Here is a 13,224-nt window from a genome sequence, read left to right on the forward strand (position 1 = left end):
AAGCACGCAGCTTTCCCCTTCCGGCCGCCGCGTGAGCTGGCCGTTGCGACAGCTGGCCAGATGGAATTCTGCCAGAGCAACAGAAGGAAAAGCGCGTTGCATTGATGCCGGGTTCCACGCCGGCGGCGCTGAAAGCAAATCAACTTAACCCACAAGTTCCCAATTCACGCGGGGTTCTTGACGCGAACGACAACCGGAGTCCGATCATGGCGCTCCGGGCTAACGCCGTTTTGCGTCCCCGAAAGGCTGAATACCTTGACTAAATTTTCTGATCTCGGTCTGACCGCTGGCACATTGCGCACGCTGGAAAGCATGGAGTTCACCACCCCCACCCCGATCCAGGTAAAGGCGATCCCGCTGGTGCTCGAGCGCCGCGACATTATCGGCCTCGCCCAGACCGGCACCGGCAAGACGGCCGCCTTCGGCCTGCCGATCATCGAACATCTTCTCAACGACAACCAGCGCCCCGAGCCCAAGGCTGTCCGCACGCTGATCCTCGCCCCGACCCGCGAACTGGTCAACCAGATCACCGGCAACCTGCGCGCCTTCCTCAAGGACACCAAGCTGCGCATCGCGCTCGTCGTTGGTGGCGCATCGATCCACAAGCAGGCCCAGCTTCTGGCCCGTGGCACCGACATTCTCGTCGCCACCCCCGGCCGTCTTCTCGACCTGTGCAAGCGCAACGACGTCAACCTGACGGCCGTGCGCTACCTCGTGCTTGACGAAGCCGACCAGATGCTCGACCTCGGCTTCATCCACGACCTGCGCCGCATTTCGAAAATGGTGCCCAAGCGCCGCCAGACCCTGCTCTTCTCGGCCACCATGCCGAAGCAGATCGAAGAGCTCGCTCAGGAATACCTGACCGACCCGCTGCGCGTTGAAGCCTCCACGCCCGGCAAGACCGCTGACAAGATCGAGCAGTTCGTCCATCACGTCACCGGCAAGGACCAGAAGACGCAGCTCCTGCGCCAGTCGCTGACCGACAATCCGGACGGTCGCGCGATGGTCTTCCTGAAGACCAAGCACAGCGCCGAAAAGCTGTCGAAGCATCTGGAAAACATCGGCTTTGCCGCTGCCTCCATCCATGGCAACAAGAGCCAGAGCCAGCGCGAACGCGCCCTCAAGGCCTTCCGCGATGGTGAAATGCGCGTTCTCGTCGCCACCGACGTTGCCGCCCGCGGCATCGACATTCCCGGCGTCACGCATGTCTACAACTACGACCTGCCGACCGTTGCCGAAGCCTATGTCCACCGCATCGGCCGCACGGCCCGCGCTGGCAAGGAAGGCATCGCGATCGCCTTCTGCGCACCGGACGAATTCAAGATGCTGCGCGACATCGAAAAGCTGACCAAGGTCGAACTGACCGTTGCCAGCGGCGAAGCCCCGGCGGATACGCGCGGCGGCAACCAGCCTTCGCGTGGCGCACCCCGTCCGGCCCGCAAGCAGCACCGCAAGGGCCAGGGCCGTCCGCAGCAGGCCGGTGAAGGCGCCGAAGCACGCGCCGAGGGCCAGGCACGTCCCGCTCGCCGTCCGCATTCGGAAGCGCAGGCCGGTGAGCGCAAGCGCGACAATGGCGGCAATAATGGCCACCATCAGGCCGGCCGTCCGAATGGCGACCGCAATCGCCCCGGTGGCCAGAAGCGCGGCGCCCGTGGCGGCAAGCCGGGCGGCTACACCCGCGCAGCCCAGGGCTGAGCACATCACCTTCCAAGCGCGGCGTTGAACGCCGCGCCGCAATGAAAAAGCCCCGGCAGATCGCTCTGCCGGGGCTTCTTTTTGACGGTAGCCGGTCTCTCGATCGGCGCTCCAGTCTGGCGAACTCAGAACTCCTGCCAGTCGCCCTTCGTGTCGATGGCGGCATTGCCGGAGAAGGCGGACGCGATCTTGCGGCCCAGCGCCCTGACCGGCGACGCGGCCGGACGGTCGGACGGGGCGGACATGCGCGGCTGCGACTGCATCCCGCCTTCCGCCAGCTTGAACTGCGACAGCAGACGGTTCAGCGACCCGACTTCGGTGGCGAGGCTGTGGCTTGCAGCATTCGTCTCTTCCACCATGGCCGCATTCTTCTGCGTATCCTGGTCCATCTGGTTCACAGCCGTATTGATCTGCTGCAGGCCGGAGGACTGTTCCTGGGCCGATTCCACGATCGCCAGAACATGCCGGTTGATCTCCTGCACTTCAGACACGATCGTCTCCAGCGCGCGGCCCGTCTCGCCGACGAGCTTAACACCCTGCTCGACCTGCGTGTTCGAGGTCGTGATCAGCGCCTTGATCTCCTTGGCGGCATTGGCAGAGCGCTGCGCCAGTTCGCGCACTTCCTGTGCCACGACGGCAAAGCCCTTGCCCGCATCGCCCGCACGCGCGGCCTCAACGCCGGCATTCAGCGCCAGAAGGTTGGTCTGGAAGGCGATCTCGTCGATCACACCAATGATGTTGGAAATCTCATTGGCCGACTTCGAGATCAGTTCCATGGCGAGAACCGCCTGGCCGACGACCTTGCCGGACTGTTCCGCCCCCGCCTTGGCGCGACCGACGAGCTGGCCGGCTTCCTGCGCCCGGCGCGTGCTGTCGCGAACCGTCGTGGTGATCTCTTCCAGCGCCGCCGCTGTCTCTTCGACCGCTGCAGCCTGCTGCTCGGTGCGCTTGGCCAGATCATCGGCCGCGGCCTTGATCTCGCTGCTGCCGGCATCAATGCCACGGGCATTTTCAGAAACCGAGCGAAGAGCGGCCTGAAGCTTGTCAGCGGAATGATTGAAGTCGTTGCGCACGGCATCGAGCGTCGCAACGAAGGGTTCGCGAATGCGGTAGGAGACATCACCTTCCGAAAGCTTGGCGAGCGCCTCGGCCAGATTGTCGACGGCAAACTGCACGTCTGCGGCTTCCCTGGCCCTCTGCTTCTCGCGCTCGATGCGCTCCTGCTCGCTCATCGAGCGGTTGGTCTCAGTTTCCTGCTCAAGGCGAATGCGTTCGACGGCGTTCTGCTGGAACACCAGCACCGCCTTGGCCATGGAACCGATTTCATCCTTGCGCTCCAGGCCCTCGATCTTCGAGGCCGTATCGCCAGACGCCAGCCCCGCCATGCGCTCGCGCAGGCGACCGATCGGCCCGGTGATGCCACGCGTTGCAATATAGAGCGATCCGACGATACCCAGCAGGAACGCGAAACCGACGACGCCGAGGCTCGTCATGATCGTCATGTCCGTCGTGTCGGACAGCTCATCGCTCTTCTTGAGGAGACCTGCCTGGCGCGCATCGTTATAGGCACGCAGGTCGGCACGCCACTTGTCGACCATCGGGTCGACAACCGACAGCATCTTGGCAGCGTCGGCGGACTTGCCATCGATGTCCGTTTGAACGGCCTTGTCGATCGTCGCGAAAAGCACCTCGGCGCGTTCCTTGAAGCCTTTGACATCGCTCGCATTTTCGGGCGTCAGCGCAGCGACCTTGTCAAGCCGCGTCACGATATCCTTCTTGCTCGCCTCATAGAACGCCTTGACCCCAACATAACCGGGATCTGCGTTGTCGTAAGCAACCAGCTGGTAGGCGCTGTAGGGCACGCTGACCATGGCGGTCGCCGCACGCACGGTCTGGATGGCCGCCACGCTGTCGGTTGCCAGAAAATCGGAATAGGTGTTGTCGGCATCCTTGTAGAAATATGCCATCGAGCCCGTGGCCCCGAGACCGACCACACAAAGGGGGACAACGATGGACAGGATCTTCGCCTTGATGGATATGTTAGCCAGAACTGACATTAATCTCTCTCGCCAGTGGGTCCGACCCTCTCGTGCAGAAGGCATTACGGATGAGTGATCAGGCATTGCACGGCGACACCCGAGTCATTCGGGCCTGGTTCTTGGGGGAGGATCCGATCCATGCGAGAGCGGATGACTAAGACGCTACCCAGAATTGCCAAACCAAAAGTTAACGCTGGAATGCAAGATTAGGAAATTATAGATAAATATTTGAATGTCTCTTTACGTTATTCACCACAGCCGAAGTTTGATGGATCACAAACAAAGCGGAGAAATCCCTCGACGATCAGTGCCGTCAATATTCGAAAATCCCGGCGCCATCTCTTGCGCGAGGTGAGGCATGGAGAGTTTCGGTGCCACTGCTCATCGACAAGATGAAGGGGCATGTCGTGCGAAGGGCAACGACGCAAAAACGCCACCTCGGGATGGCCGAGATGGCGTCAGATGCGGATCGAAACGCTCTTGAGGACGCGGTCAGCCGTTGCCGGAAATAACCTGGCAGGAGAAGGACTTGGCCTTGAGCGCCCGGCAGGCGGTCTCCGCCGTCTGACGGCTGTTGAAACCGATGAAGCGCGCACGGTACACCCCGCCACCGGCGGCCTGGGCAAAATTCATCGCGCCATTGAGGCTGGACCCCGCCTTGCCGCGTGCCTTTTCAAGGATGCCGCGCGCATCGTCCTCGCTCTTGGCGGTTGCGATCTGCACCTGCCAGAGCGTGTCGGGATCGCTCGACATGTTGTCGGGGTTCGGCTCCTCGCTTGCGAGCGCCGCCGCAGTCGCCTGTGCAACGTCCTCGTCGTTACCATCGTCCTCGTCGGCAGCCTGTTTCGCGGATGCCTTGGCCTGCTCGGCCGGCTTGCCTGTGGTGGCATAGCGCGAGGACGGCAGCGGCACGGAGCCCAGCGAGGCGACCTTGGCCTCCTCGCGCTGCGGCTCGGGTGTCGGTTCACGCACAACGGCAACCTGTGGCGCCTGCTTGATGGGCGCAGGTGCAGGCGCGGCATCGCGGCGGGCCATCGCCGTCGGCATGGTGGCGTTCAGCAGAGCGGCCATCTTGGCGTCGCGCGCGCCAGCGGTGCGGCCGCCCATGACGACGCCGATCACGCGCCGGCCGCCATCATTGACCGCCGTCACGATATTGAAGCCGGACGCGTTGGTGTAGCCCGTCTTGATGCCGTCCATGCCGTGATAGCGATACATGAGCCGGTTGTGCCCATGGATGCCACGGCCGCGGAAGGAGAAGGCGCGCGTGGAGAAGAGGCGATATTCACTCGGATAATCACGGATCAGCGAGACGCCGAGCCGCGCCATGTCGCGCGCCGTCGTCACCTGGCGCGCATCGGGCAGGCCGGAACCGTTGCGGAATGTGGTGCGCGTCATGCCGAGCTGGCGCGCCTTGCGCGTCAGCATCGAACCGCAATCGCCGCTGCCTGCGAGATAGTCGCACATCGTCTCGGCCGCATCATTGGCCGAGAGCACGATCATGCCGAGAACAGCCTCGCGCACCGTCAGCGACTGCCCTGCCCGCACACCGAGCTTCAGCGGAATGACATGCGCCGCACGCTTCGTCATCGGAATGCGCGTTTCCCAGCCGATCCGCCCGCTGCGGATCGCCTCGAAGGTCATGTAGAGCGTCATCATCTTCGTCAGCGATGCCGGATGGTTCAGCGTGTCGGCATTCTCTGAGGCCAGCACCTTCCCCGTATTGGCATCGAGCACGAAATGCGCATAGCCGGCCGCTGCCGGCTGCGCTGCGAAGAGCGTGGAAGCCAGCATCAATGTGCCCAAAACGGCCACGCGCAATGCAGTCAGACGGCGCATGCAAGGTCTCCTGCAATATCGTTGATCCGTCTGATTCTAATGGTGTTGCATGGCAACAGAGAAGTTAAAATTTTAACGATCTGAAGTCATCGTTAATGAATGGTTAACATCAGCCCTTGCGCGTCGTCAGGTAGACCCCGACGGCTGCGACTGCGGCTCCGACGATCATCGGCACCGTCAACACTTCGCCGAACAGAACCCAGGCCTGCAGCGCCACCGCCGCCGGGACGAGATAGTTCAGCGAAGCCGCCTGCGACACCTGCCCCTTGCGGAGCAGGTAGAGAAGCAGCGCGATGGCCCCGGCCGACAGGGCCAGCACAGACCACGTCATCGTCGCCCAGACGGCAACGGAATTGTCGAAATGCGGCGTCTCGAACAGGAGCGTCACCGGCGCCAGAAACACGAAGGCGCCGACATATTGCAGCAGCGCGATGGTTCTGAGATCGCCGCTATGCAGGTGCTGCTTCTGGTAGATCGACCCGTAGGTCACCGCAGCCATGCCTGCGACATTGACGAGAACCGGCATCAGTGGAATGGCGCTCGCATCCGTTGCCATCAGCTTGGGCGCAATCGCAATGACGATGCCGAAGAAGCCGAGCGCAAGACCAAGCTTCTGCCTCGACGCCAACCGCTCGCCCACGAGGAAGGGCGCGGCCACCGCCGTCATCAGCGGCTGCAGGGCGGAGATCAGCCCCGAAATGCCCGCCGGCACACCATGCGCGATGCTCCACCAGACGCCGGCGAGATAGATCCCGTGCAGGAAGACGCCGCTCACCAGTGCGTGCAGCGTGGCGTTTCGGCTGGCCAGCCATCGCGCGCCGCTGAGCAGGCAGATGCCGGCAAAGAGCACGATGGCCAGCCCGAAACGGATGACGAGGAAAAGCAGCGGGCTCGCATGAAAGGCACCGAACTTGGCGACGATCCAGCCGGTGGACCAGAGCAGCACGAAGACAGCAGGAATGAGACGATCGATCATGAGGAGCCGCAACACATCGGGGAGCAAACCGGCGCATCCGGCCGCCGTTTATTAAGCCCTTGGGCACAGCCGGTCCAGCCCGGACTTTTGCGGGCTGCCCAAATTTTAAACAGTGCACGCAGGCCTTTTTCAGGCAAGTTTCGAAGCGTGCCCATTCCTTGAGCAACAGCGATCAGCACGAGCAACGACGCTTCATGGAACTTTCTTGAAAATCAGCCATTTATGCCAAATCGAGTTTATTCGCTCCGAACTGTGCATGGTTCTTGCATTATCGGAATTGTTGTATTCATATGAACAAAAAACGGGGGAACACGGCATTGGCATTTGATGAAATGTTGAATGCAGGCGCAGATCCAAGACCGCCATACCGCTCTTATCATGAATGGTATGCGGCGCAGGATCCGGCAAACCTGATTGCAAAATCGCGCGACGCTGAAAACATTTTCCGAAGGACGGGCATTACCTTCAATGTCTACGGTCACGAGGACCAGTCCGAAAAGCTGATCCCCTTCGACATCATCCCCCGCATCATTTCCGGCCGCGAGTGGCGCAAGCTGGCGCAGGGGATCGAACAGCGCGTCATCGCGCTCAACGCCTTTCTCGACGACATCTACCACAAGCAGGAAATCATCAAGGCCGGCCGTATTCCCCGCGCGCTGATCGAGAAGAACCCCGCCTTCCTGCCCGAGATGATCGGCATGCGCCCGCCGGGTGGCGTCTACACCCACATCGTCGGCACCGATATCGTGCGCACCGGCGAGGACCAGTTCTACGTTCTGGAAGACAATGCCCGCACGCCCTCCGGCGTCTCCTACATGCTGGAGAACCGGGAAACGATGATGCAGATGTTCCCGGAACTCTTTTACGCCAACAAGGTGCGCCCGGTCGAAGACTATCCCTTCCAGCTGCGCCAGAGCCTGCAGGAACTCGCCCCTCCCGGCTGCAAGGGCAAGCCGCGCGTCGCCGTACTCACGCCCGGCATCTACAACTCGGCCTATTACGAACACTCCTTCCTCGCCGACCAGATGGGCGTCGAGCTGGTGGAAGGCTCGGACCTGCGCGTCATCGACGGCAAGGTCTGCATGCGCACGACGCTCGGCTATCAGGCGATCGACGTGCTCTACCGCCGCGTCGATGACGACTACCTCGACCCGCTGACCTTCCGTCCGGACAGCGCGCTCGGCATTCCGGGCATCATGGATGTCTACCGCGCCGGCAATATCACCATTGCCAACGCGCCCGGCACCGGCATTTCCGACGACAAGGCGATCTATTCCTACATGCCGGAAATCGTCGAGTTCTACACCGGCCGCAAGGCGATCCTCGAAAACGTGCCGACCTGGCGCTGTTCGGAAGAAGACAGCCTGAAATACGTGCTCGAGCACATCGACGAACTGGTGGTGAAGGAAGTCCACGGCTCCGGCGGCTACGGCATGCTCGTCGGCCCAACGGCCACCAAGAAGGAACGGCTGGAATTTGCCGAAAAGCTGAAGGCAAAGCCCGCCAACTATATCGCACAACCCACCCTGTCGCTTTCGACAGTGCCGATCCTCGTGAAGAATGGTGTGGCGCCCCGCCACGTCGATCTTCGCCCCTATGTCCTCGTTTCGAAGACCGTCAAGATCATTCCAGGAGGCCTCACCCGCGTGGCGCTCAAGGAAGGCTCGCTGGTCGTCAATTCCAGCCAGGGCGGCGGCACCAAGGACACCTGGGTTCTGGAGGACTGAGAGAATGCTCGGACGGACAGCAAACGGACTCTACTGGATGTTCCGTTACATCGAGCGCGCCGAAAACATCGCGCGCCTTATCGACGCCGGCTTGCGCATGGCCCTCACCCGCTCCGGCGCCACGGATGGCGACTGGGACGGCGTTCTCCAGAGCGCGGGCATGCAGCAGGCATTCCTGGAGGAATACGAGGCCGTCACCGACAGCGACGCCATCGACTTCATGCTTCGAAGCCGCAACAACTCGTCAAGCGTGCTCTCCTGCGTTGAAGCCGCGCGCAACAATGCCCGCATGGTGCGCACGGCACTGACCCGCGAGACCTGGGAAGCGACCAACGAGTTCTGGATCGACCTCAAGCAACTGCTGGCCCGCAAGGTACGCCCGCAGGACATGCCGGGCGTCATCGAGACGATCAAGCGCCGCGCCGGCCTCATCCGCGGGGCCTTCCACGGCACGATGCTGCGGAACGAAATCTACAATTTCTCGCGCATCGGCACCTTCATCGAGCGCGCCGACAACACGTCGCGCATTCTCGATGTGAAATATTACGTGCTCCTGCCCTCGGTCTCCCATGTCGGCTCCTCGCTCGACAATATCCAGTGGGAATCGATCCTGCGCTCGGTCTCGGCGCATCGCGCCTATGGCTGGGTCTATGACGCGGTCTACAATTCCGCCAACATTGCCGACTTCCTGATCCTCAACGGCCAGATGCCGCGCTCGCTGCATTACTGCTACGACAAGATCGTCAGCAACCTGTCCTATCTCGAACGCGAGTACAAGCAGCGCCTGGATGCCCATGACACGGCCGAAGCGACGCTGAGACTGCTCGAAAAGGGGTCGATCAAGGACGTGATGGACCAGGGCCTGCACGAATTCCTCGAGGATTTCATCGGCCACAACAACCGGCTCGGAATGCAGATTTCCGAAGGTTATCGCTTCTATTGAGCCTTTCCGGCACCCGCCGGAAAGACTTCACCTCTTTGTTTCACGCCATTCCGGACGAAACCCGTCAGACACTTTTTCCGGAATTGCATTGAGCCTCAACGGACCGCGACATGCGACTGAAGATCAGCCACACGACCGAATATACCTACGAAGATCCGGTGCAGTATTCGCTGCAGCGCCTGCGGCTCACGCCGAAATCCGGGCCGACCCAGAAGGTCATCTCCTGGAAGACCTCCGTCGAGGGCGCCAAGATCGAGGTCGCCTACGACGACCAGTTTCAGAACTTCACCGAACTGGTCTCGCTGAACGGCGACCAGCAGACGATCCGCATCACCGCGGAAGGCGAAGTCGAGACGATCGACAAGGCCGGCGTTCTTGGCCCCCACACGGCCTATGCGCCGCTCTGGCTCTACCGCCGCGAAACGCCGCTGACCAAGCCCGGCAAGTTCATCCGCGAAATGGTGAAGTCGCTGGATGTCGCCGAAGACTTGCCGAAGCTGCACCAGCTGATGAGCCGCATCAAGGCGCGCATCGTCTATACGGCCGGCACGACGGACGCGGCAACGACCGCCGAACAGGCCATGGAGCTGAAGACCGGCGTCTGCCAGGACCACGCCCATGTCTTCATCACCGCCGCCCGCCTGATGGGCTTCCCCGCCCGCTACGTATCCGGCTATCTCCACATGGAAGGCACCCCGGAACAGACCGCCAGCCACGCCTGGGCTGAAGCCCATGTCGACGGCCTCGGCTGGGTCGGCTTCGACGCCGCAAACGACATCTGCCCCAACGAGGACTACGTCCGCGTCGCCTGCGGCCTCGACTACAAGGACGCCTGCCCCATCTCCGGCATGATCCACGGCGTCTCGGCCGAAACGATGAAAGTCGCGGTCATGGTGGAAGGCCCGAGCCAGTCGCAAAGCCAGAGCCAGAGCTGAAAGCGGACCGGCAGGGACTTTGAGCGTCCCGCCCCTCACCCTGCCTCCGCTTCGCTCGGCGAGCCTTGAGTCTTGATCTCTTCTCCCCTTGGGGAGAAGATGCCGGCAGGCAGATGGGGGGTGCCTCCCTGCGAAGCCAGTTTATCATCGCATCGACGCAAGGAGCGTGTGATGAAGGACATGAAACTTCTCAAGAGCGAAGCCGACTATCGCGAGGCGCTGACCGAAATCGAAACCTATTTCGATGCGCTTCCCCTGCCCGGTTCCGCCGAGGCGGACCGCTTTGACCTTCTGGCCATGCTGATCGAGGCCTACGAAAACCAGAACTGGCCGCTCGACACGCTTGACCCGATCGAGTTTCTGCAAGGCTTCATGGAGAACAGGGGCTATAGCCGCGCCGATCTCGCAGAGGTTCTGGGATCACGCTCGCGGGCCTCGGAAATCATGCTGCGCAGACGCCCGCTGACGCTGCCGATGATCCAGAGCCTCGTTGAAAAATGGCGTATCCCGGCCGACGCCCTGATCGCGCCCTATCCGCTGGCAGATAAAATCGCAGCCAACGCCTGAAACGAAAAAAGGCCAAGCATTGCTTGACCTTCCTCGGTTGTCCGCGCGGCGCCAGTTCATCCGTGGCTTGCCTCTCGCTGACAAGGTGTTTCTACCGCAGGTATTTGTCAGCAATATGACATTGGCTATCCCCGACGATGCCGATAGTGTCCCGCCCGAACAGAGGCTGAGAGCATGCGGACACTGGAACAGGCGATCAATGCGGCAAAACCTGTCGAGGGCGCGCGCTTCGATGGCGACGACTTGCAGGAATTCCATGTCAGCGAAGTGGAATTCCGCGCCTGCCGCTTCGTCAATTGCAATTTCGACTATGCCAGCTTCCGCGCCGTCAAATTCATCGCCTGCAGCTTCGATCATTGCTCGTTCAAGGAAGCAAGGTTCAAGGACTGCCTCTTCGCCGAAGGCGAGACGGGAAGCGAATGGCGCTACAGCGACCTCTCCAAGGCCGAGTTCGAAAAGTCCAATCTCTCGCTCAACAAGTTCGTCGGCTGCGAGGGCTATATGCTCGCCTTCACCGATTGTGCCGCGCCGGGCCTGAAGGTGGACATCGAAGCGCAGCGCAAGATCCGCAGTCAGGTGATCCCCGGCGGCCTGCGCTTCATCCGCTGCAAGCTGCAATATGCCGAATTCGCCCCCGGCGACCTGCAGGACAGTCTCTTCGAAAGCTGCGACCTGCGCGACGCCTCGCTCGCCGGCTCGAAGCTGAACAATGCCAGCTTTCGCGGCTCCAGCCTCTCCAATATCGACTTGACCGGCGCCGTGCTCGATCATGCCAATCTCTCGCATGCAAGCTTCGACGAACTGGATTTCCAGTCCATGGCCTCCTTCCACGCGCTCTCCGTCACGCGCGACCAGCATGAGGCGATCGTCACCTCCTTCGGCCTGCTGACGGTCGACTGATCAGAGCTTGAGGCGGGAGGCGATGCGCTCCGGCAGCGCCCGGTCGACCACGAACTGGCGGATATCGGCGACGGCGAGATACTGGCCTCCCGCGCCCTGTTTGCCCAGAACCTGAAGCAGCACCGGCCATTCGCCATCCATCAGCTTGCGGTCGATGGCGCGGCGGTGGCCGGCGGCGCGTGCCCAGTTCGTCTCCATGAACCGCGTGATCTCGGCCGCGTCGAGCCCCGGCTCGGTTTCGCCGGCACTGTCGGTCTTCGGCGACGCAAAGCCCGCAAGCCGCTCCAGTTCCGCTTCGTTGACCGTGCCATCGACGCCGATCACCCGCGAACCCGCGCCGCGCTTGTCCAGTGGCCCGCCCCGAAGGCCGGACAGATGCACGCCCTGCCGGCCGTTGCGCCAGATCTGCACCGGGCTCAGGCCATTGGCCGCCAGCGCAATCAGCGCGACGAGAACGAAAGGCAGCGGCTTGCCGCCATCGCTGACCCGCGAGATCGCGCAGATGGTGTCCGAAAGCCGGCCGATCGGCTGAAACTCGTCGTTGATCATGCCCTGCGAGACCAGCGCACGCAAAAACGGACAGGGATTTCCGGCAGAAACAGGTTTCGCAATATTCATGAACACGCCCTCCAGGCTCACCATGACAGTCATCGGCAATGCAGCAATGCCAGACACGGCAACGACGGCGTGATAGTCAATCCTGGCGCCAAACCATTTCTGGGACGATTGCCTTGCCACAAAAAGGCTCGGACAGGCTTGCAGGGTCATGAATGACGTCTGTGACACGAGGGAAGCCCGCTTCGCCTTCAAACCAGACCGCAAGACGAACCCGGACAGGATGCCCGCCATGATCCTCGGACAAAGCCTATTCGACGCGGTGCTCGACCGTCTCGCCGAAGAGCGGGAGGGCGAACCGGACGAGGAGCATGTCGCCGCACCAGCCGCCGGTATCCGCGGCCTCAATGCGGGCTTTGTCAGCCCCTCCATAGGCATACCGCTGCCTGACGGAGAAGGCCGGCTGCACGACGCCTATTTCGACTTCGACGACCAGCCGTCCCGCACGGAAAAGCCGGCGCCCGAGCCTGTGATCGAAACCGCCGAGGCGCATCTCTTCTCCCGCCTCACCCCGCAGGATGTGGCCGAAGACCTGAAACTCTCAGGCGCCAATTCGGCCGAAGCGCTCCATAGCCTCCGCCGCAGCTTCGCCCGCCAGAACCATCCCGACATGGTCGGCGAGGCCTGGCGCGACCAGGCAACGCTGCGCATGAAGATCGCCAACCTGCTGATCGATGAGGCCCTGAAGCGTCTGCCGCCGGCAGGCCGTTAGCCGTCCTGCTCGTCGCCTTCCCGCGCCCGCGCGGCATCGGCCTCCGCCTTGGCGGCCGCCTTCGCATCCGCTTTGGCGCGATGCTCCGGAAAACGCCAGAACAGCTCATAGGCCGCAAACAGCCCCACACCCCCCGCAATCGTCCCCCAGAACGGCGACCCCTTCACCAGTTCCAGCACCGACCAGACGGCCAGAATGCCGACAATCAGCAGCCGGACCCATAGCGGGCGGTAAATCGGATGTTCGGGCTCGATATTCAGCATTGTCTTCCACGGG

At 62.2% G+C, this 13,224-nt stretch carries 12 protein-coding genes; 7 read left to right on the forward strand and 5 right to left on the reverse strand.

The genetic code is table 11. The features are described 5' to 3' along the window. Positions 1-255 precede the first annotated feature (255 nt). On the forward strand, positions 256-1,695 hold the full coding sequence (locus tag LQK84_RS13150) for a DEAD/DEAH box helicase (RefSeq protein WP_230829183.1): 1,440 nt from the start codon (positions 256-258) through the stop codon (positions 1,693-1,695). 125 nt (positions 1,696-1,820) lie between these two features. On the opposite strand, the gene LQK84_RS13155 is transcribed toward LQK84_RS13150, so the two are convergent. The 3 genes from LQK84_RS13155 to LQK84_RS13165 form a co-directional block, all read right to left on the reverse strand. Next, positions 1,821-3,752: a methyl-accepting chemotaxis protein gene (locus LQK84_RS13155; RefSeq protein WP_230829184.1), complete on the reverse strand. Its 1,932-nt coding sequence runs from the start codon at positions 3,750-3,752 to the stop codon at positions 1,821-1,823. A 474-nt stretch (positions 3,753-4,226) separates the two neighbouring features. Then, entirely contained in the window at positions 4,227-5,573 is a 1,347-nt protein-coding gene (locus LQK84_RS13160) for a serine hydrolase (RefSeq protein WP_230829185.1), read from the reverse strand. Between the two features lie 109 nt (positions 5,574-5,682). Beyond that, complete coding sequence (locus LQK84_RS13165) at positions 5,683-6,549, reverse strand: DMT family transporter (RefSeq protein WP_230829186.1); 867 nt, start codon at positions 6,547-6,549, stop codon at positions 5,683-5,685. A gap of 290 nt (positions 6,550-6,839) precedes the next feature. On the opposite strand from LQK84_RS13165, the gene LQK84_RS13170 reads away from it, so the two are divergent. The 5 genes from LQK84_RS13170 to LQK84_RS13190 all read left to right on the forward strand — a co-directional run bounded on the left by LQK84_RS13170 (position 6,840) and on the right by LQK84_RS13190 (position 11,621). Further along, the gene (locus tag LQK84_RS13170) at positions 6,840-8,276 is read left to right on the forward strand and encodes a circularly permuted type 2 ATP-grasp protein (protein WP_442966956.1); all 1,437 of its coding nucleotides are present in this window, start codon (positions 6,840-6,842) and stop codon (positions 8,274-8,276) included. A 4-nt stretch (positions 8,277-8,280) separates the two neighbouring features. Next, entirely contained in the window at positions 8,281-9,219 is a 939-nt protein-coding gene (locus LQK84_RS13175; protein WP_230829187.1) for an alpha-E domain-containing protein, read from the forward strand. 110 nt (positions 9,220-9,329) lie between these two features. Continuing rightward, positions 9,330-10,154, forward strand: a complete 825-nt coding sequence (locus LQK84_RS13180) for a transglutaminase family protein (RefSeq protein WP_230829188.1) — start codon at positions 9,330-9,332, stop codon at positions 10,152-10,154. Between the two features lie 171 nt (positions 10,155-10,325). Next, on the forward strand, positions 10,326-10,721 hold the full coding sequence (locus LQK84_RS13185) for a helix-turn-helix domain-containing protein (protein ID WP_230829189.1): 396 nt from the start codon (positions 10,326-10,328) through the stop codon (positions 10,719-10,721). A gap of 174 nt (positions 10,722-10,895) precedes the next feature. Continuing rightward, positions 10,896-11,621: a pentapeptide repeat-containing protein gene (locus LQK84_RS13190; RefSeq protein ID WP_230829190.1), complete on the forward strand. Its 726-nt coding sequence runs from the start codon at positions 10,896-10,898 to the stop codon at positions 11,619-11,621. Here LQK84_RS13190 and LQK84_RS13195 read toward each other — a convergent pair whose 3' ends face one another. Further along, positions 11,622-12,239 carry a hypothetical protein gene (locus LQK84_RS13195; RefSeq protein WP_230829191.1) on the reverse strand — a complete coding sequence of 206 codons (618 nt, stop codon included), beginning with the start codon at positions 12,237-12,239 and terminating at the stop codon, positions 11,622-11,624. Between the two features lie 148 nt (positions 12,240-12,387). On the opposite strand from LQK84_RS13195, the gene LQK84_RS13200 reads away from it, so the two are divergent. Beyond that, positions 12,388-12,948 (forward strand): hypothetical protein, encoded by a 561-nt coding sequence (locus LQK84_RS13200; RefSeq protein ID WP_230829192.1) that lies wholly within the window; start codon positions 12,388-12,390, stop codon positions 12,946-12,948. Here the strand turns inward: LQK84_RS13200 and LQK84_RS13205 are convergent. Next, positions 12,945-13,211 carry a hypothetical protein gene (locus LQK84_RS13205; protein WP_230829193.1) on the reverse strand — a complete coding sequence of 89 codons (267 nt, stop codon included), beginning with the start codon at positions 13,209-13,211 and terminating at the stop codon, positions 12,945-12,947. The genes LQK84_RS13200 and LQK84_RS13205 overlap by 4 nt on opposite strands. Positions 13,212-13,224: the final 13 nt, after the last annotated feature.

The sequence above is a fragment of the Rhizobium sp. C4 genome, assembly GCF_021026315.1.
Taxonomy (GTDB): domain Bacteria; phylum Pseudomonadota; class Alphaproteobacteria; order Rhizobiales; family Rhizobiaceae; genus Ensifer_A.